General features: G+C 64.4%; 19 protein-coding genes. All 19 read right to left on the minus strand.

Going from position 1 to position 18,670, the window contains the following annotated elements:
- Entirely contained in the window at positions 1–663 is a 663-nt protein-coding gene (gene metW, locus AT395_RS23675) for a methionine biosynthesis protein MetW (RefSeq protein ID WP_224787331.1), read from the minus strand.
- Positions 660–1,859, minus strand: a complete 1,200-nt coding sequence (gene metX, locus AT395_RS23680) for a homoserine O-acetyltransferase MetX (protein WP_048628514.1) — start codon at positions 1,857–1,859, stop codon at positions 660–662. The genes metW and metX overlap by 4 nt, the downstream gene beginning before the upstream one ends.
- 313 nt (positions 1,860–2,172) lie before the next feature.
- Positions 2,173–2,829: a nucleoid occlusion factor SlmA gene (gene slmA / locus AT395_RS23685; protein ID WP_042113967.1), complete on the minus strand. Its 657-nt coding sequence runs from the start codon at positions 2,827–2,829 to the stop codon at positions 2,173–2,175.
- Positions 2,830–2,839: 10 nt separating this feature from the next.
- Positions 2,840–3,631 (minus strand): HAD-IA family hydrolase, encoded by a 792-nt coding sequence (locus AT395_RS23690; protein WP_172417090.1) that lies wholly within the window; start codon positions 3,629–3,631, stop codon positions 2,840–2,842.
- A 253-nt stretch (positions 3,632–3,884) separates the two neighbouring features.
- Positions 3,885–5,201 carry an MFS transporter gene (locus AT395_RS23695; protein WP_224787330.1) on the minus strand — a complete coding sequence of 439 codons (1,317 nt, stop codon included), beginning with the start codon at positions 5,199–5,201 and terminating at the stop codon, positions 3,885–3,887.
- Positions 5,202–5,644: 443 nt separating this feature from the next.
- Complete coding sequence (locus tag AT395_RS23700) at positions 5,645–6,724, minus strand: porin (RefSeq protein WP_376738392.1); 1,080 nt, start codon at positions 6,722–6,724, stop codon at positions 5,645–5,647.
- 259 nt (positions 6,725–6,983) lie between these two features.
- Positions 6,984–7,466 (minus strand): nuclear transport factor 2 family protein, encoded by a 483-nt coding sequence (locus tag AT395_RS23705; RefSeq protein WP_048628512.1) that lies wholly within the window; start codon positions 7,464–7,466, stop codon positions 6,984–6,986.
- Positions 7,463–8,218, minus strand: a complete 756-nt coding sequence (locus tag AT395_RS23710) for an alpha/beta fold hydrolase (RefSeq protein WP_172961444.1) — start codon at positions 8,216–8,218, stop codon at positions 7,463–7,465. The genes AT395_RS23705 and AT395_RS23710 overlap by 4 nt, the downstream gene beginning before the upstream one ends.
- A complete protein-coding gene (locus AT395_RS23715; protein WP_048628741.1) occupies positions 8,215–9,333 on the minus strand; it encodes a 4-oxalomesaconate tautomerase in 1,119 nt (372 codons plus the stop codon). The genes AT395_RS23710 and AT395_RS23715 overlap by 4 nt, the downstream gene beginning before the upstream one ends.
- Positions 9,334–9,370: 37 nt before the next feature.
- The gene (locus tag AT395_RS23720) at positions 9,371–10,075 is read right to left on the minus strand and encodes a 4-carboxy-4-hydroxy-2-oxoadipate aldolase/oxaloacetate decarboxylase (RefSeq protein ID WP_172417077.1); all 705 of its coding nucleotides are present in this window, start codon (positions 10,073–10,075) and stop codon (positions 9,371–9,373) included.
- Positions 10,072–10,827: a PIG-L deacetylase family protein gene (locus tag AT395_RS23725; RefSeq protein WP_042113963.1), complete on the minus strand. Its 756-nt coding sequence runs from the start codon at positions 10,825–10,827 to the stop codon at positions 10,072–10,074. Before AT395_RS23725 ends, AT395_RS23720 begins: the two co-directional genes overlap by 4 nt.
- 53 nt (positions 10,828–10,880) lie before the next feature.
- Positions 10,881–11,606 (minus strand): ABC transporter ATP-binding protein, encoded by a 726-nt coding sequence (locus tag AT395_RS23730; RefSeq protein WP_042113960.1) that lies wholly within the window; start codon positions 11,604–11,606, stop codon positions 10,881–10,883.
- On the minus strand, positions 11,599–12,351 hold the full coding sequence (locus AT395_RS23735) for an ABC transporter ATP-binding protein (protein WP_048628511.1): 753 nt from the start codon (positions 12,349–12,351) through the stop codon (positions 11,599–11,601). Before AT395_RS23735 ends, AT395_RS23730 begins: the two co-directional genes overlap by 8 nt.
- Positions 12,348–13,424 (minus strand): branched-chain amino acid ABC transporter permease, encoded by a 1,077-nt coding sequence (locus AT395_RS23740; protein WP_048628510.1) that lies wholly within the window; start codon positions 13,422–13,424, stop codon positions 12,348–12,350. Before AT395_RS23740 ends, AT395_RS23735 begins: the two co-directional genes overlap by 4 nt.
- 13 nt (positions 13,425–13,437) lie before the next feature.
- Positions 13,438–14,310: a branched-chain amino acid ABC transporter permease gene (locus AT395_RS23745; RefSeq protein WP_048628509.1), complete on the minus strand. Its 873-nt coding sequence runs from the start codon at positions 14,308–14,310 to the stop codon at positions 13,438–13,440.
- Between the two features lie 37 nt (positions 14,311–14,347).
- Entirely contained in the window at positions 14,348–15,544 is a 1,197-nt protein-coding gene (locus tag AT395_RS23750; protein WP_048628508.1) for an ABC transporter substrate-binding protein, read from the minus strand.
- Between the two features lie 406 nt (positions 15,545–15,950).
- Positions 15,951–17,291, minus strand: coding sequence for a LysR family transcriptional regulator (locus tag AT395_RS23755; RefSeq protein ID WP_048628507.1), 1,341 nt, complete (start codon positions 17,289–17,291; stop codon positions 15,951–15,953).
- A 7-nt stretch (positions 17,292–17,298) separates the two neighbouring features.
- Positions 17,299–17,658 (minus strand): protocatechuate 3,4-dioxygenase, encoded by a 360-nt coding sequence (locus AT395_RS23760; RefSeq protein WP_042113955.1) that lies wholly within the window; start codon positions 17,656–17,658, stop codon positions 17,299–17,301.
- Positions 17,655–18,497, minus strand: coding sequence for a gallate dioxygenase (locus AT395_RS23765; protein WP_039370388.1), 843 nt, complete (start codon positions 18,495–18,497; stop codon positions 17,655–17,657). Before AT395_RS23765 ends, AT395_RS23760 begins: the two co-directional genes overlap by 4 nt.
- Positions 18,498–18,670 lie beyond the last annotated feature (173 nt).

Raw genomic sequence — 18,670 nt, forward strand, 5'->3', positions numbered from 1 at the left:
TCAGGAACGCTTGACGCGATAGACCGCAAGACTACCACGCCAGTTCGCGCCCACGGACACGAGCCGGCCGTTGTGAAGCACCGCGCGATCGAGAATCTTCACACCGACATCCGGTGCGAGCGCCTCGAAGTCCTTGATGGTCAGCACACGCACGTTCGGCGTGTTGTGCCACTGGAACGGCAGACTCTTCGACACCGGCATGCGGCCCTGCAACACCGACAGGCGGTGCGGCCAGTAGCCGAAGTTCGGGAACGATACGATCGCCTCACGGCCGACACGCACCGTCTCGCGCAAAATGTCTGCGGTACGGTGAATCGTTTGCAGTGTCTGCGACAGGATGACCGTGTCGAAACTCTGGTCTTCGAAGAGCTTCAACCCGTCTTCCATATTTTGCTGAATGACGTTGATGCCGCGCTGCGCCGAGGCGAGCACCCCGGCGTCGTCGATCTCGATGCCGTAGCCGCTCACATCGAGTTCGTCCATCAACAGGCGCAGCAGCGAGCCGTCGCTGCATCCCAGATCGAGCACCTGCGATGACGGCTCGATCCATCTTGCGATGACGCGAAAATCCGGCCGGTCGGCCAGCGACGCCGAAATACGGTCGCGCGACGCGGCCAGATGCGCCGCCTGCGCGCTAGTGGCCGGTACTGTGGACAGACTCATACCCCGACCTCCTGGGCGATTCGTTCGTAGTAGGCGCGCACCAGGTTGTGATAGCGCGCGTCGGTAAGCAAGAAGGCGTCGTGACCGTGGGGCGCGTCGATCTCGGCGTAGCTCACGGTGCGGCGCGTATCGAGCAGCGCCTTGACGATTTCACGCGAGCGGGCCGGCGCGAAGCGCCAGTCAGTCGTGAACGACACGATGAGGTACTTGGCCGTAGTGTGCGACAGCGCCTTTGCCAGATCGCCCCCCACGGTACGCGCCGGATCAAAGTAATCGAGCGCACGCGTGATCAGCAAATAGGTGTTGGCGTCGAAATACTCGGCGAACTTGTCGCCCTGATAACGCAGATACGACTCCACTTCGAACTCAACGTCGAAGCTGAAGCGATAGGCATCGTCCTGCCCGTTGCCATTGCCGTCTGCCCTGGGCGCGGCCTTCACACCGTCCACCAGCGCTTCGGCACGGCGCAAGGCCCGGCCGAACTTGGTCGCCATGTCTTCGTCGGAGAGATAGGTGATGTGACCGATCATGCGCGCCACACGCAGTCCGCGTCGCGGCACCACACCGTGCGCGTAATAGTTACCGCCGTGGAAATCCGGATCGGAGAGGATGGCCGAGCGCGCCACTTCGTTGAACGCAATGTTCTGTGCCGAGAGCTTCGGCGTGGAGGCGATGACCAGACAGTGCCCCACGCGCTCGGGATACATGATGCTCCATGCAAGCGCCTGCATGCCGCCGAGGCTGCCGCCCATCACGGCCGCAAACTTCCGGATACCGAAGGCGTCGGCCACGCGAGCCTGCGCATTGACCCAGTCTTCCACCGTCACGACCGGGAAGCGGGCACCGTAGGGGGCGCCGGTGGATTCGTCGAGGCTCATCGGCCCGGTCGAGCCAAAGCACGAACCGAGGTTATTTACCCCGATGACGAAAAAACGATCGGTGTCGAGCGGCTTGCCGGGCCCGACCATGTTGTCCCACCAGCCGATGTCCTTGGGATTGTCGGCGGCGATACCGGCAACGTGGTGCGACGCATTGAGCGCGTGACACACCAGTACGGCGTTGCTGCGATCGGCATTGAGTTCGCCATAGGTCTCGACCATCAGGTCGTAGCCCGCGAGTGTGCTGCCGTTCTGCAGTGCCAGCGGCTCAGCGAAATGCATCCGCTGCGGTGTGACGATTCCGATTGAAGATTCCATAAATCCCTGTCCGAAACATGTCGTGGCCGGCGTCTCTGTCGACAATGATCGAGGGACGGCGGCCTTGAGCGTTCTGTGCGGGAAAAGGGGTCGACGGAATGACGGCGGAGTGCGCGCGCACGACCTCTTTAGCCGCATTTTTAATGAATGTCAGTGCCCGGGAACCCCCCGGCAGAGTCATTCGCGCGCCCGCAAGCGAGTCACCAAATCGGCGCGCCAATCGTCGCGACAGGGCCGGTCCAATCACCGGCGGCCCCGTCACGGGTTGCAAAAGTATAACGTAATCTGCGCAGGGGGCGCAGACCACCGGGTCTTAGCGCAGCAGCGCGGCGACCTGAGGCTCGGCCCCTTCGGCAGGCGAGCGCTTGAAGCCACTCTTCGCGAAGCGATGCCAGCGGCCAAGCACGTAGGACACGAGCAGATTGGCGCGCGAGTTGGCATCGAACGTCTCGGGCAACGTGCCTTGCGCGGCGGCCAGGCGCAGCACCTGGCGCAGCGACGCCTCGATGCGGTCGAGCAACTGGTTCATGCGCTCTTGCAGGCGTTCGTGCTCGCCGACCAGCGCTTCGCCGGTCAGCACGCGCGTCATGCCCGGGTTCTTCTCGGCGAAACCGAGCAACATCAGCACGATAGCGCGCGCTTGCGTCACGCCGTCCTGATCCTGCGCGGAGATCTGATTGATCAGACCGAAGATGGTTTGTTCGATGAACTCGATGAGCCCTTCGAACATCTGGGCCTTGCTCGCGAAATGGCGGTAAAGCGCCGCTTCGGAGACATCGAGGCGCGCGGCGAGCGCGGCCGTGGTGATCTTCTCGCCCTTGGGCGTCTCGAGCATGGCCGCGAGGGTCTGCAACACCTGCACGCGGCGCTCGCCCGGCTTGGGGCGGGTTGTCTTTACCGGCGCGGGCGCGGCCTCCAGCGCATCGGCAGTGCCGTACCCGGCACCGCTCGAAGAGTTTTCCTGCTGCATCGTCTGGTCGTTATCGGTAGGGATTTGATTGTCGGACGGCCTGGGCTAGGACCCCGGTCGCAAGGCGCGCCCGTAACTCGCGCAGAGATTGTACTTTGATATCCACGAAGTGTGGGCGCCCACTGCGCGGCATCGCGTCGCCAAGACTGTTTCTCACCGGCAGATGCCCCGTGATCCAGACTGTCTTGATGCCAAAATGCCGCAAGTGCTTCAGGTGCGAGCGCGTATCTTCGACCAGCCAAGTGCGATGCGGCGCGAGCCCTTCGCGCGCCAGCAACCGACGCAACATGATGGCGTCGGGTTTGGCTCGCCAGGCACGCCGGTCCGCCATGTCCTCAATGCTCACACAACGCTCGAAATAACGACGGATTCCCAACGCCTCCACGATCGGCAGCGCGTAATGAGCAGGCGCGTTGGTCAGCAGAATCTTGCGTCCCGGCAACCCGGCGAGCAGGCGTGCTACGCCTCGTTCGGCACGCAGCACTTCCACCAGCGGCGGCAATTCGTGCACACGCGCCAGGAATTCGTGCGGATCAATGGCGTGATGCTTGATGAGACCGAGCAGCACGGCCCCGTACCGTTCCGTGTAGGCCGAACGCAGGTGATTGGCCTCGTCGTTCGACACCCCCAGCTTCTCGGCGATATAAGCGGTCATCGCGCGGTTGATGCGCGGAAAGATCGCATGCGACGCGCGATGCAACGTGTTGTCCAGATCGAACAGCCAGACCGGACCGCGCGTGCCGTATTCGGTGCGGGCGCGGGGCGCCCGGCGCCGCCGGCTCAGAACATGAGAAGAAGGCACGGAGATAGCAGATTCATGCGAGGAGATAGGTGAAGATGACCACACCGACCGAACATTCACCCGGCTTGCCGGAGAACGCGGCGCAGCCACGGCAAGGCACGATGCTAGCGCGCGGGGCACGCTTTGACAAATCGGCGCAGCCAGCCTTACGCCAGTTGCGGCTGCCCACGGACTTCCCGCGAGCCTCCCTCGTTAAGGCAGCGCGTTCTCTCGCGAACCGATATGCCCGACTGCCCGACCGGCCCCGTTGCCGTCAACCGCCTCGCACCCGGGCCCGTACCCGCAACAGACTCACCACGCCGCCCACTGCGGCGAGCACGGTCGCCGCGACCATGGCCGCACGCGCCCCGTCGTCTCCATACAGGTCAAACAGCAGCGCCACGACGGCGGCGCCGAGCGTCATGCCGACCGTGCGGGCAATCGTCATCAGTCCGCTGGCCGCGCCGCTGCGCTCGCGCGGCGCTCCCATCAGGATGATGCGATTGTTGGGGGTTTGAAAGAAACCGAATCCCAGCCCGCAAATCGCCATGCGCGCCGCGATGTCCCAATCGCCGGCATCTGTCGGCAGCCATGCCAGCGACGCCAGCCCGAGCGCGAACACGCCCAGACCCAATGCACTCATGCGCGCACTGTCGAAGCGATCCGACAGACGCCCCGCGAGTGGCGCGATAAACACGATCACCAGCGGCCACGGCGTAATGAGCAAACCGGTCACCCCCTCGCTACGCGAGAGCGTGTGTTGCAGCAGAAATGGCATGCCGACGTACGACAGCGTCTGCGACATGTAGCACGCCACCGACGTGAGCGACGAGAGCGCCAGCACCGGCACGCGCATCAGGTCGAGCGGCAACAACGGTGCCGCGCGCGTGCGCTGATGCCGAACGAGAATCACCGCCACCACGAGACCCAGCACGATTTGCAACGCTGCCGTACCGTGATGCCCGGCCTCGCCGACATGCCCCACCCCAATGATGACGAGCGCCAACGCGGCCGCATTAAGCAGCGCGCCGGGAACATCGATACGCCGCTCGGCACCCGGCGTGTGCGGCAAAAACCGGTAAGACGCGGCAAAGGCGATCAGCCCGATAGGCAAATTGATCGCGAACAACCAGCGCCAGTCGCCGAGCGACAGGATCACCGCTGCCACGCTGGGCCCGGCGGCCGTCGACAAGGCGACGGTGAGTGCAAGCAGCGAAATGGCACGGCCGCCCATTTGCGGCGGAAACACCATGCGCAACAGCGCCGGCACGATCGTCGACATGCAGGCGCCGCACAGCCCCTGCAATACGCGCGCCGCCACGAGCCACGCGAGGCTCGGCGCGAGGGCACAGCCGACCGAAGCGAGTGTGAACCCGGCCACGCCGAACAGGAACACTCGCCGGTAGCCGAGCTTCTCGCCAAGCGCCGCCAGCGGCAGCACGGCCATCGCGAAAATCAGTTGATAGGCGTTAACGACCCAGACAGTCGACGCGGGATCGGCCACGAGATCGCGCGCGATGGTCGGCAACGCGACATTGGCGATGGAAGCGTCCAGGTTTCCGAGAAAGGTGCCCAGCAAAATGGAAGGCACGGCGATGCGCCGGGCGCTTGCGCTCAGGCCTTCAGCATGCGGCGCGGAGGGTGCCATCGGTCGGGTCATACGTGGAGCGTGAAGCGGGTTAGAAAGACGAAACCAACGAAAGGCAGGGAAGGCGCGCGCGGGAAAGACGGCATAGGGAAGGAAGAAAAAATGCGGCCCGGGAAAACCTTCGCACTTGCAGCGAGCATCATAGCCCGGGCCGGGCAGGAAAATCGTGCGCAATGGCGCAGCTCGGGGAATGTACGGCTGCGCACGGTCATGCCGCACGACGTCTGCCGGATCACTCTCTCGTGGCGCGCGGCACCGCCACCACGTCGCATGCCGCGCAACAGGGAGTGACGCCGCATCGCGTCACGCGCGGAGCGCCCCCCCGGACGTTCCGCGCGTGTCAAATGCACGCGATGCCGCGTTTCTGGCGTCGTCGGGAGACCCGATCAGAACGTGTGCTGAATGCCCAGCATCGTACCGAACTGGTTGCCGCCCGTGACGACCGAACCGCCAGCGGCAATCGCCACTGCGCCGTTCTGGCTGTTCGCCACCCAGCCGGCCATGCCATAGAGCGACGTGCGCTTCGAGAGCGAGTACGTGGCGCGGCCGATGAGCATCGTGGCGTTGGCGCGGCTCTTCAACTGGTAACGAATCGCCTGCGCGTCGAACGCCCAGGTGATCGTCGGCAGATAGGTGAAGCCGATGAAGTAGATGTCCGAGCGCAGCGATGCCGCGTCGGCGCTCACGTTACGGTGAATCCAGCCACCGCCCACGCGTCCCGTCGACCACTTGTAGTACGCGTTGATGACCGAGTGCGAGTCGGTGTACTGCGAGCTGGTAAGCGGTGCCGCCGCGCCCGTGTTGCCGCGCATCTGATCGTACGACGCCGCGATACCGAAGTTCTCGTAGTCGTAGCCGATCAGGCCGGTGAATTGCTTACACGCCTGATAGTTACCGGCCACGTTGCCTGCGCAATTCGTGGCCGACGGGCCGCCTGCGGCCGATGCGTCGCGCCCGAAGCTGTACGTAGCACCCAGCGTTACGCCCGAGAACTTGCCCATATAGCCGACAGCGCTGTCGCTACGCGCATTGGCAATGTACGGATCGATACTGGCCAGCGAGAAGATCGACGGTCCGATCACGTCGGCGTTGCCCGTCACGTAGAACGTCATGTTGTTCTGACGGCCGATGAGGAACGTACCCCATGCGCCCGAGAGACCGACGTTGGCCTGACGGCCGAACAGACGTCCACCGTAGTTCAGACCGCCGGTGCCCGGCTGAAAGCCGTTTTCCAACGTGAAGACGGCCTTCAGACCACCGCCCAGATCTTCGACCCCCTTGAAGCCGAAGCGCGAAGGCACCTTACCCGTGAGGGTGGGTTCGCCGACGAAGCTGCCGCCCCCCACTGCGTTGTTGTAGTAAGCGATGCCGGTATCGACGATCCCGTACAGCGTCACGTTGCTTTGCGCCTGAGCCAGTCCTGCGCTCAACAGCAGGCCAGCGGCCAATGCGTGTTTCACTTTCACTTCTGTCCCCTTGTTTTTGAAATACACAGCTACGAGGGTCTGCTCACCCTCACGACTTCAAACTCCGGACCGGTGGCAATGTCGCCGGTCCAGTCTTTTGCAAGACGGCACTGCGGCCGCCTCAGGTACTGCCCTTCCACAACCTTCCAACTTCCTCTGCTGCTATTGCCTTGACGGGTGACCGTTGCCGCCTCCTGTACTGCACATCCGGCATCGGTCCCCGCATTTTTTTGCGCGGCGTGAGGTGCTGATTTTTTCCTCACGCCTCGCGAATGAAAGTGAAACGCGCTTCACGGCGAGCAATGCGCCAGCCCTGCGCAGTCCGGACAAACGTATCCTCAAACTCCCCCATGACCTGACGGCCCTGCGCCGGACGCCCGAACGGTCCCGGCGTGTCCTGCGCCGACCCGCTCCAGAGCAGCACCATGCTGCTGCCAATAGCACTCGTGGGCGATGTGATATCGATCAGCACGTTGCCGACGAGATGCCGCGTGAGCCGATCCGCCGGACGATCGGCATAGGCGGCGGCAATGGCCGCCGGCCCGACGAGCGTTTCGCCGTTCGGGCGCACAAGCACGCCCTTCTCGGCAAACAGTGCGCCCAGCCCCTGCGGGTCGCGCCGGTCGTTGCAAGCCACGAAGCGCATCACGAGGTCGTGGCACGCTTGCTTGGCGAGCAGTTCGTCGAGCGTTTTCGCATCGATGGCGGACGTCGTGTCCCGATGCGCGATGTTCTGCGTCATGCCGATCGCTCCTGGGTGAAGTCCGCGCGAGACGCGGGACGCGCAAGCCACGCCTGCATCGCGTCGGCCACCGCTTGCGGACGCTCCATCGGACTCATATGGCCGCTGTGCTCGATGACGCTCAACACTGCGTTCGGCATCAGCCTCGCCATGACTTCGTGGCGCGCGAGCGGGCTCCACGTGTCTTGCCGTCCGCACAGCACGAGCGTCGGGCAGCGCACATCGCCAAGCAGCGACGTTGCATCCGGACGACCGAGCAATGCATGAATCTGTGCCGCGAACTGATCGGGATGGCTGCGCTCGATCATGTCGAGGATCGCGATGAAGAGCGGCGTGCCGATCTGGTCGGGATGCACCATGCCGGTCGCCCACACCTCGCCCATTGCGCGCATGCCGGCCTCGCGCGCACGCGCGAGCAATGCGGCACGCCCGCTGCGCTCCTTCTCCGCGGCTTCCCCCTCGGGCAATGCCTGATAACCGGTGTCGAGCAAGGCGAGATGCGTTACGCGATGCGGCGCGCGACGCGTCACTTCGAGCGCCACGCGTCCGCCCATCGAATGCCCTGCGAGCGCGAAGTGCGGCTCGGGCGTGGTCGTCAGCACGTGCTCGGCCATCGCCTCGATGGTGTCGAGCGCGCCCCACGCCGGAACGCGGCAATCGTATTGCGGCAAAAGTGCCGCGGTTGCTGCCCATGCCACCTGGTCGCAAAGCAAGCCGGGAAGCATGAGCAACGGGGGACGTTCGATGCTCATGACTTCCCTCCCTGCGCCCAGACTTGAGCGGGTATGCAGACTTCGCCGTCGAACAGCCAGCGCGCCGTGCGTAACAATCCGGCGCCTTTCACCTCCAGCGCGCCGTCGGGGCCTGCGCCGAGCGCCAGACGCACGGTGAATTCGCCGGTCGGATGTTCGATGGCGAGCAGCGGTGTATCGCCGTCGGGCACCACCGCCATCTCATGACAAACGGTGCCCGGCAGTGCCGCGGCCGTTGCCGCACTCACCGCCGCGAGCACGCCGATGGACGAGTGGCAACGGTGCGGAATGAAACAGCGAGTCGCGAGTGCGCCACCGGCTTGTGGCGGCGCCACGAGACACATCTTGGGCACCGTGCGCGAGCGCACGTCGCCGAGGTTCATGCGCGGACCGACGGCCAGCCGAATCGCCTCGATCCTGTCGCGCGTGTTCTGAAACGCCGCGTCCGCCTCGAGCTGTTCGCAGGACTCCGCGCCGGTACACCCGAGGTCCGCTGCGCGCATGAGCACGAGCGGCATGCCGTTGTCGATACACGTCACCGTGACACCTTCCACGACCTCCTGACGTTGACCGGTCGGAAACAGTGCGCCGCACGACGAGCCAGCGGTATCGCGGAACATCAACGGCATCGGGGCGGCCGTGCCCGGCACGCCATCGATGGCAACGTCGCCGTCGTACTTCACAATGCCCCCGGGGGTTTGCACGGTAGCGATTGCCACCTGCCCCGTATTGACCATGTGAATGCCGACGTCGGTCGCATCGCCCACTGCTGCCACGAGCCCCCGCTCGATCGCAAACGGCCCCACCCCCGCGAGGAGGTTGCCGCAGTTCTGCCCATAGTCGACACGCGCTTCGTCGACCACGACCTGCGCAAAGAGATAGTCGACGTCGGCATCGGGCCGCGTTGCCCGAGACACAATGGCGACCTTGCTCGTGAGCGGATTCGCACCGCCCATTCCGTCGATCTGGCGCGCATCGGGCGAGCCCATCGCGGCCAGCAGCACAGCGTCGCGCGTGGCGGCGTCCGCCGGCAGATCCTCGGCGAGGAAGTAAAGCCCCTTCGACGTGCCGCCGCGCATTACGGCCGCGCGAATACGGGTTTGGGAGTGGGTCATATCGATCAAATCGGTCAAGTGTGTCAACCCGCCGTCCTCACCCGCCCTGCAACTCGTCGAGCGAATCGACGTAGCGCAGACCCTTCGCGGCAAGACGCTCGCGCATCTTGTAATAGTCCAGTCCCAGCGTGCCGCCTGCGAGCACACCACGCTTGTATGCCTCGTCGGCACCGCGTGCGGCGGCGGCCTTGGCAACCGTCTGCGCCGTGGCAAACGGCACCACGACCACACCGTCGTCGTCGGCCACGATGACGTCGCCCGGATTCACAATCTGGTTGGCGCATACGACCGGTACGTTCACCGAACCGAGCGTCTCCTTGACCGTGCCCTGCGAGGAGATGGCCTTCGACCACACGGGGAACCGCATCTCGGTAAGCGTGCCGATGTCGCGGCAGCCCGCGTCGATGATCAGACCGGCAACGCCGCGCGCCTTCATCGACGTGGCGAGCAGATCGCCGAAATAGCCGTCGTCGCATGGCGAGGTCACGCCGACCACCACAATGTCGCCCGGCTGTGCCTGTTCCACGGCAACGTGCAACATCCAGTTGTCCGAGGGCGGCGCGAGCACCGTTACGGCACTGCCCGCAACGGCGGCACCGGCGTAGATCGGACGCAGGTAAGTGGCCATCAGGCCCAGGCGGCTTTGCGCTTCGTGCACGGTGGCGCTGCCAGCGCTGCGCAGAACGTCGAGCGTAGCGGCATCGACACGGGGAATCTTGCGAACGACGACGCCGCGAATCATGACAGTTGCTCCGTAACGACCGGCGTGAGGCGCATCAGCCCTTCTGCGTATTTGATGTCGCGCGCGGCCGTAATGCCGATGTTGCGTTTGGCCTGCACGCCGCGTTGCAGCGCCACGCGCGTGTAGTAATCCCACAGGTGTTCCTGACCGGCCATGCACTCGATGGCGGCGCGCTTCTTCTCCCACACCGGCGTGATATCCACGAAGGTGTTCGGAATCCATTCGCACTGTTCGGTCTGATGCGGCTCGAACGCGAGCACCGCCGGCGCACCGATGATCTTCTCGCCCGGCTTGTGACCTTCGGCCTGCGCAATCACGCGCGCTTCCTGCGTGACGTGCATCGCCAGCGGGTGATCGAAGTTGTACGGGTCCTTCTCCGAATGACTCAGCACAAACGACGGCTGCACGTCGCGGTAGATGTCGACGAGTCGAAACAGCGTCTCGTCGGACACGCGCATCGGGTAGTCGCCAATGTCGAGGAACTCGATTTCCGCACCGAGAATGTCGGCGGCCCGCTGCGCCTCTTCACGACGCGCGGCCTTGACCTTCGCTTCGGTCATCTCTGCGCCCTTACGCCAGAGCTTGGCCGACTCGCCACGTTCGCCGAACGACAGGCAGACGATCTTCATGCGGTAGCCCTGCGCGACGTGCGTGGCAATCGTGCCGGCCGCACGCCAGACAAAATCCGCCGAATGGGCGCTGACAACGAGACCGGCCAATCCGGCGGTAGAGGTGTTCTGTGTTGTGCTCATGTGTTTGACGTCAATTCGTGTTGTGCACGGCCTGCTCAGACAGGTCGTTCGACTCAGGCGCTTTCCAGCCCGACCAGCGTGGCGAGCAATTCCGGCGACGCCGCAAGGTCATTGCTGCGCCCCGCCCAGACCTCGCGGCCCCGGTCGAGCACCAGCGCCCGGTCGGTCAACTCCAGCCCGAGTTCCGCGTGCTGCTCCACGAGCACCACGCCCATGCCGCCGTTGGCGCGCAGCTTCCAGAAGGCATCGACCAACTGATCGACGATCACCGGCGCGAGCCCCTCGAACGGCTCGTCGAACAGAATCACGCGAGGATTGCCGATCAACGCCCGGCCGATGGCAAGCATCTGCTGCTCGCCACCCGAGAGCTGGTTGCCAAGATTGCGGCGACGTTCGTGCAAGCGCGGGAACAGGTCGTACACGCGCTCAAGCGTCCATTCGGCGCTGTCGCCTCCGTTGCCCATTGCAGACACCTGAAGGTTCTCTTCGACAGAGAGCGACTTGAATATCTCGCGCTCCTGCGGCACCAGCGCCAGCCCGGCGCGTGCCCGCTTGTAAGCGGGCCACGACGAAATGTCGTCGTCGCGGTAGCGCACCACGCCGCCGTGGCGCGTGGTCAATCCCAGCAGACTGAGCAGCAACGTGCTTTTGCCCACGCCGTTGCGACCGAGAATGGCAACAGCCTCTCCCGCCTCCACACGCAGGCTCAGGTCTTCGAGCACGATGGTCTCGCCATAGCCGGCACTCAGTCCGCCGGCTTCGAGCAGAATGTCAGTCATGATGGCGACGCCCCAGATAAATGTCGCGCACACGCGGATCGCTGCGCACTTCGTCCTTCTCGCCTTCCATCAGCACGGCGCCTTCGACCAGCACCGTGATACGCCGCGCGAAGCGGAAGACCAGATCCATATCGTGTTCGATGACCATCACCGCCACGTCTTCGGGCAGGCGTTCGAGCAATTCGAACAGCTTGCGTCCCTGCCCCGACGGCACACCCGCAACGGGCTCGTCGAGCAACAGCACCTTGGGGTCGAGCGCGAGGCCCAGCGCGATTTCCACCTGACGGCGCTGGCCATACGCGAGTTCGTTGATGCGCTTGCCCGCCAGGTCGAGCATGCCAAGCTCGCGCAGCCGCTCCGCCGCCTCTTCCACCACCGCTGGGCGGCTCGCGAGCGGTTTGCCGATACGGCCGTCGAGCCCGCGCCGCGACGTGAGCGCAAGGCCCACGTTCTCGGCCACGGTGAGCGCATCGAACAGGGTGTTGAGCTGAAACGTGCGCGCCAGCCCCAGCTTCACGCGCTTGTGCGAAGGCATCGACGTCACGTCCGTGCCCCCCACGCGCACCACGCCGGCGTTCGGTTTGAGCACCCCCGTGAGCAGATTCATCAACGTGCTCTTACCCGCACCGTTCGGGCCGATCAACGCATGTCGCGCCCCCACAGGCAGCGACAGGTTCACGTTGCGCGTTACGTCCAACTGGCCGAAGCGCTTGGACAGTCCTTGAATTTCGAGTGCAGCGCTCACGGCGTCACCTCCTTGTCCGTGGTCGTTGCCTGGGTACTCACACTCTCCGGCGACGCGGTCACCGCGTGACGAGGACGACGAAAACGGGCCGCAAAACGATCCACCAGACCGATGAGGCCATCGGGGGCGAAACGCACCACCACGATCAGCAACACACCGAGGGCAGCAAGCCAGTTCGTCGGATCGATGGCCGCAATGCGGTCGGACAACACCATGAAGACGACTGCGCCGAGGACTGCCCCGTAGAGGCGTCCGGTGCCGCCCAGCGCGAGCATCACCAGTACGTTGGCCGAGAGCGTGAACGACAGCGTATCGAGCGCCACGATGTTGTTCACCTGCGCGGAAAGTGCACCCGCGACACCGGCCACCGCGGCGGCAAGCGTGTACAGCATCAGACGACGCAGGCCAACGCGCACACCGAGCAGCGACATGCGCATGGCGTTCTCTCGAATGCCCTGCACGGTCAGGCCGAACGGCGAGTTCACGAGGAACTGTGTGAACAGGTACACGACCAGCAGCACAGCGAGCGCGTAGAGATACGCCGTATGACCGTAAATATCGAATTCGAACAGGCCGAGCACGGGCGCGACGGTGTAGCCGGTCAGGCCGTCGTCGCCCATGGTGATCGACTTGGCGACGTTACCCGCTTCGTAGAGCAGCGTGGCGCACGCCAGCGTCAGCATGATCTGGGTCAGCCCGCTCACGCGTAGCACGACCACACCGGTCATCAGGCCCACAAGGGCCGCGACAACGGCACCCGCCACCAGTCCCAGCAGCGGATCGGGCGACACATGCAACGCGAAAAGGCCCGCCGCATAGGCACCGCTGCCGAAGAACGCCGCGTGCCCCAGTGTCTCGATACCGCAATAGCCCTGCACGAGGTCGAGCGATAGCGCGAAAATGATCATGATCAGCACGCTCGTGGCGAGCGCGAGATACAGATCGGCGAAGAAATACGTGGCGACGGCGGCAACGAGCAGCACCGCGTCGAGCACACCCAGGCGTTTGCGGCGCAAGGCAGGCACCACTCGCTCAGTACCCGCCACCGGCGGCAGAGGATTCGTATGTGACATCGTGACCCTCCGCTCAGGCGCGGCCGACCAACCCTTGCGGGCGGATCAGCAGAATGGCCAGCACGGCCAGATAAATCATGAAGGCGCCCAGTGCAGGCAAGTAGTAGCGGCCCAGCGTGTCGATCAGACCGAGCAGCAGCCCCGCGTAGAGCGAACCGCGCAGGCTGCCCAGACCGCCGGCGGCCACCACGATCAGCACCAGCACCAGATACTTCAGGCCGTAGTACGGTTCGAGCGGCAGAATCTGGCTGGAGCGTGCCCCGCCCAGCCCCGACAGACCGCAACCGATGGCGAACGTGATCGAGAACACGAGCGGCACATCGATACCGACGCAGCGCGCCATGCGAGGGTTGTCGACTGCGGCGCGCAGCTTTGCGCCGAACGGCGTGCGCTCCAGCCCCCACCAGATACCGAGGGCCACGACCGCGCTGCATACCAGCGCGAAGATGCGATAGACCGACACCGAGAACGAGCCGAAGTCCCACGTGCCGCGCAGCCCCTGCGGCACAGGAATCGTTTGCAACTCCGTCCCGGCGAGGTTCTTCGCGATCGCACAGATGATGAACGCGAGCCCGATCGTCATGAGCAACTGCCCAAGCCCGTTGGCCGTGTAGACCCAGCGATACAGCGTGCGCTCAAGCACGGCGCCAAGCACCATCGTGCCGAACACGCCGACGAGCAGCGCCACGAAGAAATCGAGCCCGGCGCGCTGCATGGCCCACAAGGTGAAATAACCGCCGATCATGGCGAAGGCGGAGTGCGCGAGGTTGACCACGCGCATCACGCCCAGCGTGACGGTGAGACCCACAGAGATGAGGAACAACAACATCCCGTAGGCCACGCCGTCGATCGACAACGACAGGAAAGTGGCAAGCGATTGCGTCATGACGAATTACCGAACGGACTGAACGACGACGCCTGCGTTACTTGGCAGCCACCTGGGGGTGGCTCACGTGCCACGGCTCGACCACCGACTTGTAGGTCTCGATCGGCTTGTTGCCGAGCTTTCCGTCGATGGTTTCCACCCGGCGGATGTACACGTTCTGAATGATTTCACGCGTCTTCGGGTCGATCGACACCGGGCCGCGAGCGCTCGTCCAGGCGTAGCCCTTCACGGCGGCGACCGCCTTGTCGCCATCCTTCTTGCCCTTGGTCGCTTTGATCATCTGCGCGATGAGCGTCATCGAGTCATACGCCGACACCGATGCAATCGAGGGCAAAGCGCCCGGGCCATACTTCGCCTTGTAAGCCTTCACGAAGGCGACGTTCTCCGGCGACGTCAGGTACGGCGAGTAGTGCAGTGCAGTGATCGTGCCGAGTGCGCTGTCGCCAATCGCCGGCAAATCGGACTCCATCGTCTCTGTCGTGGCGAAAAGCTGGATACCGGCCTTGTCGAGTTCGCGTTCCTTGAACGCCTTCACGAAGCCGGCCGACATCGGGCCCACAGGCATGAACATGAAGACGGCGTCCGGCTTCGCATCGCGCACGCGTTGCAGGTAGCTCGAGAAGTCCGTCGTGCCCAGCGGCACCTTCACTTCGACGGCGACCTTGCCGCCCGCCTTCTTGAACGTTTCGCTGTAGGCGTCGATAGCGTCGTAGCCCGTGGCGAAGTCGGCCACCACGATGGCGGCATTCTTCACGCCCTTGCTGGCGGCGTACTCGACGAGCGGCACACTCACGGTCCACTGCGTGAAGCCCGTGCGCACGAAGTACGGCGACTTGAGCGTGACGCTGGAGGTGCCGGAATTACCGATCACGAGCGGCGTCTTGGTCTGGTTCGCCACGTCGGCCATGGCCAGCACGTTCGGCGTGAACGAGCCGCCGAACAAGTACTGCACCTGATCGCGCACCACGAGTTCCTGCGCAAGCTGACGCGTGCGTTGCGGATTCACGCCGCCTTCGTCGCGCTCCAGAATCACGATCGTGTCGTCGCCGACCTTGTTCTTGTTCTGCTCGAGCCAAAGGTTGATGCCGCGGCGGTACTCCGTACCCCACCACGACGTCGAGCCGGAGAACAAGCCCAGCACGCCGACCTTGATTTCCTCGGCGCGCGCCGAAACAGCAGTGAATTGGCAAACGCCCGCAAGTGCTACCGCGAGCCAGAGATGGCGCTTCATCATGGTGTCGTCTCCTCGTCGGCGTCGTGCGCCGCTCCGATTTTTTCTGATGTGGTGCGCCGGGGGGTTGGCGCACCTTTTCAATGTGTCGGGAACAGCTTAGGCAGCCGAAAACGACACGTCGAATGAAACTCCCGCGTCGAGCGTTGCGTTTTTCGTATATCCCCGAGATTTCCCCTACGTTATGTGACGATTTTTGCGAGGGAAATTTCACGCTGCGGGACACCTCGCGTTCCCTTGGTGAAACGCCCGCCGCACAAGGCGCGGCGAGTGCCGGTCAACAACCGGTCCGCGAACCGCAAAAGGTTCGCGATCGATAGGAACGAGATATGCAACCCATGGCGAATCCGGCGATTTTCGCCGCGCTCGCCGGTCGCTTTGCGAACGCGGCGTGCGTATTACGTGAGCATTACGTCGGATGTTGCATCGTTGGCGCAAGTGCGCGCAGTTCGTCGAGCAACTGCTCTGCGGCGGGCGACAGCAAGCCGTCGCGGCGCGTGGCAACGCCAATGGCGCGCCGCGCATGTTGCAGGGTCACCGGCACCACGGCCAGTTCCCCTGTGCGCAACTCCGAGGTGATCTGCACCGGCGAGAGCAACGCGAGCCGATCGCTCGACGACAACAACCCGCGCACCACCGGTGAACTGCTTGCGTGCACCTGTGTCTGCGGCAGCGGTAGCCCTTCTGCATGAAACACGCGCTCGAACACGCCGCGTGCTGGCGTGCACGGCAGCGGACTCACCCAACCGTACTGGGCGAGGTCCGCAAGCGTGGGCGTTCGCCCCGAGACCAGACATGGGTGATCGGCGCGCGCGACCACCGACAGATGATCTTCGAACAGCGCCTCCTGGCGAATGTCCGGCGGCACGTCGTTCGCGCGCAGTGCGCCGACAATCATGTCGACGTCGGCCTGACGCAACTGCCGCACCAGCGCTTCATAGGTGCCGTCGACGACGGTCACACTCAGGTACGGCGACTTGTACAACAGGCTGTCGATGGCCTTGGGCAGCAAAAAGCCGCTCGAGAGCGGCAATGCAGCCACGATCACCGTGCCCTGCTGACGGCCGCCGAACGGTGCGAGTTCGTCTTCGGCAATCGCGAGTTCGGCCAACGCCCGCTTCACCGGGCCCAGCAACGCCTGCGCTTCATCGGTCAGACGAGTGCCGCGCGGAGTGCGCCGGAACAGCTTGATACCGATGAGGTCTTCGAGTTGATCGAGGTTGCGCTGAATCGTCGGCTGAGAGCATTGCAAGCGGTTCGCCGCGAGTGGCCCGCTCCCCAACTCTGCGACGGCGATGAAGCTGGTGAGTTGCTGCGGGGCGACGACTGCCGCGAAGCGGCTCGCCGCGCGCGCGCCGCCGTCGGCCTGCGACGCCGTGGCGGCGAACGCCTCGCGATAGCCGTTGGCCAGTTCGGCAAGCGCTCGCGTGGCGCGCACGCCGAGACGTTGGCCCGCCGCATTCGGGATCAGGCCACGCCCGCTGCGATGAAAAAGCGGGAAGCCCAACTCCGCTTCGATGTCGGAGATCGAGCGCGCCACGGCCGACTGCGAGAGATGCAGCATGCGCGCCGCCCGGGCGACCGAATCGCATTCGAGCACGGCAACCATCGCGCGCAGGCCCCGCAGCTTGCGGCACAACAGCGTCGCTTCGTTGCTCTGCGGCGCACGGCTCCAGGTGCCACGCTCGTGACATGCCAGCCGGGGGGCGGCCGGCGTGTTCGTCAGGCTGATGGCGGTGTCGATGGCCATGTCCGGCTCAACGCATGGTTGGCACGCGTCGCGTGGCCATGAACGCTTCGAGTGTCTCGCCGCGCATGAGCGCATAGACTTCGAGATTGGTCTTGCGCACCACGCGGGCAAACTTCTCCAGCACGAAGAAATTCACGCCGTGGCGCACGAGCCCCAGCCAGTCCTGCGCCTGCACCATCGCTTGCTCTTCGGCACTCAGTCCGGCCGCCGTCATCGCGGCGACGGGATCGTTCAGATACGATTCGCGATTCTCCGCACGGATCATGTGCCAGAAGAAGCGATTGAGCTTGAGCGTGCGGTGACTCACACGCAGGTCGAATGCATACGTGCCGGTGATCGCCTCGATCCCTTCGAGTTGCGGATTCATGCGGCGTCCTCCTCGTAGAGCGCGACCGTCATGGCGGTGGTCGTCGCCAGGTAGTAGTTCAGATGCAGACGCTTGATGCGCGGGCCCATCGCGCCGCGCATCGACAGCCACATGATTTGCTCGACGCTCTCGGCGCCGCCACGCTCGACATAGTCCACATGCTTGAGTTCGGTGAGCTTCTCGGGCTGATGCTCCAGCAGATCCAGAAACTCGCGATCCCACGCTTCGTCGTTGTAACCCGCGCGCTCGCCGTGAATCTGGTGCGAGAGACCGCCCGTGCCCACCACCACCACGCGCAGGTCTTCCGGATACGACTCGATGGCGCGGCGCACCGCCTGACCGAGGCGGTAGCAACGGCGGCCCGTTGGCAGCGGGTATTGCAAGACGTTGATGGCGATCGGCACGACCGTGCCCGGCCAGTCCGGCTTGTGCGGCCAGAGCAGCGGCAGCGGCGACGCGCAGCCGTGATCGATCGGCTTGTCCTGAAACACGGTGATATCGAACTCGTCGTTCACCAGCGACTCGGCAATGTGCGCCTGCAACGCCACGTCGCCCCGGATCGGCGGCAGCGGGCGCAGCCCCGCGCCCTCGTCGGCAATCGGGAACGACTCGCCCACGCCCAGCGCGAACGTCGGATACATGTCGAAGAAAAACGTGGTCGCGTGGTCGTTGTAGAAAAACACCAGTACGTCGGCCTGCTTCTCGGCCAGCCATTTTGCGACGGGCTCGTAGCCCTGGAACAACGGCGCCCACGCGGGATCCTGTTGCTTGCCCTTGTCGTACGCCACGCCGATGGTCGGCACGTGCGACGTACCGATCCCCCCAATGATCTTTGCCACGCGAAGTCTCCGTCTTTTGTCTTGTGATGCCCTGCGGTCGAATGAAACCACCCGCATTTATGCTGCGCCGAGTCTATCCGGGATCCCGTATTGTCAGAAAGCAGGGTATTCACTGATGCGTTTTGCAATTACGGGATCCCATAATGAAAAAAAGCCGGATCTGGCAGGGTCCA

The organism is Pandoraea apista, assembly GCF_001465595.2.
Lineage (GTDB): Bacteria > Pseudomonadota > Gammaproteobacteria > Burkholderiales > Burkholderiaceae > Pandoraea > Pandoraea apista.

Excerpts from the sequence above, each read along its gene's own strand:
- AT395_RS23705 (WP_048628512.1), bottom strand. The coding sequence starts at position 7,466 with ATGACGCAGAACATCGCGCATCGGGACACGACGTCCGCCATCGATGCG.
- AT395_RS23760 (WP_042113955.1), bottom strand. The coding sequence starts at position 17,658 with ATGAATCCGCAACTCGAAGGGATCGAGGCGATCACCGGCACGTATGCA.
- AT395_RS23730 (WP_042113960.1), bottom strand. The coding sequence starts at position 11,606 with ATGACTGACATTCTGCTCGAAGCCGGCGGACTGAGTGCCGGCTATGGC.
- metX (WP_048628514.1), bottom strand. The coding sequence starts at position 1,859 with ATGGAATCTTCAATCGGAATCGTCACACCGCAGCGGATGCATTTCGCT.
- AT395_RS23720 (WP_172417077.1), bottom strand. The coding sequence starts at position 10,075 with ATGATTCGCGGCGTCGTCGTTCGCAAGATTCCCCGTGTCGATGCCGCT.
- slmA (WP_042113967.1), bottom strand. The coding sequence starts at position 2,829 with ATGCAGCAGGAAAACTCTTCGAGCGGTGCCGGGTACGGCACTGCCGAT.
- AT395_RS23745 (WP_048628509.1), bottom strand. The coding sequence starts at position 14,310 with ATGACGCAATCGCTTGCCACTTTCCTGTCGTTGTCGATCGACGGCGTG.
- AT395_RS23710 (WP_172961444.1), bottom strand. The coding sequence starts at position 8,218 with ATGAGCATCGAACGTCCCCCGTTGCTCATGCTTCCCGGCTTGCTTTGC.
- AT395_RS23755 (WP_048628507.1), bottom strand. The coding sequence starts at position 17,291 with ATGGCCATCGACACCGCCATCAGCCTGACGAACACGCCGGCCGCCCCC.
- AT395_RS23750 (WP_048628508.1), bottom strand. The coding sequence starts at position 15,544 with ATGATGAAGCGCCATCTCTGGCTCGCGGTAGCACTTGCGGGCGTTTGC.
- AT395_RS23725 (WP_042113963.1), bottom strand. The coding sequence starts at position 10,827 with ATGAGCACAACACAGAACACCTCTACCGCCGGATTGGCCGGTCTCGTT.
- AT395_RS23715 (WP_048628741.1), bottom strand. The coding sequence starts at position 9,333 with ATGACCCACTCCCAAACCCGTATTCGCGCGGCCGTAATGCGCGGCGGC.
- metW (WP_224787331.1), bottom strand. The coding sequence starts at position 663 with ATGAGTCTGTCCACAGTACCGGCCACTAGCGCGCAGGCGGCGCATCTG.
- AT395_RS23740 (WP_048628510.1), bottom strand. The coding sequence starts at position 13,424 with ATGTCACATACGAATCCTCTGCCGCCGGTGGCGGGTACTGAGCGAGTG.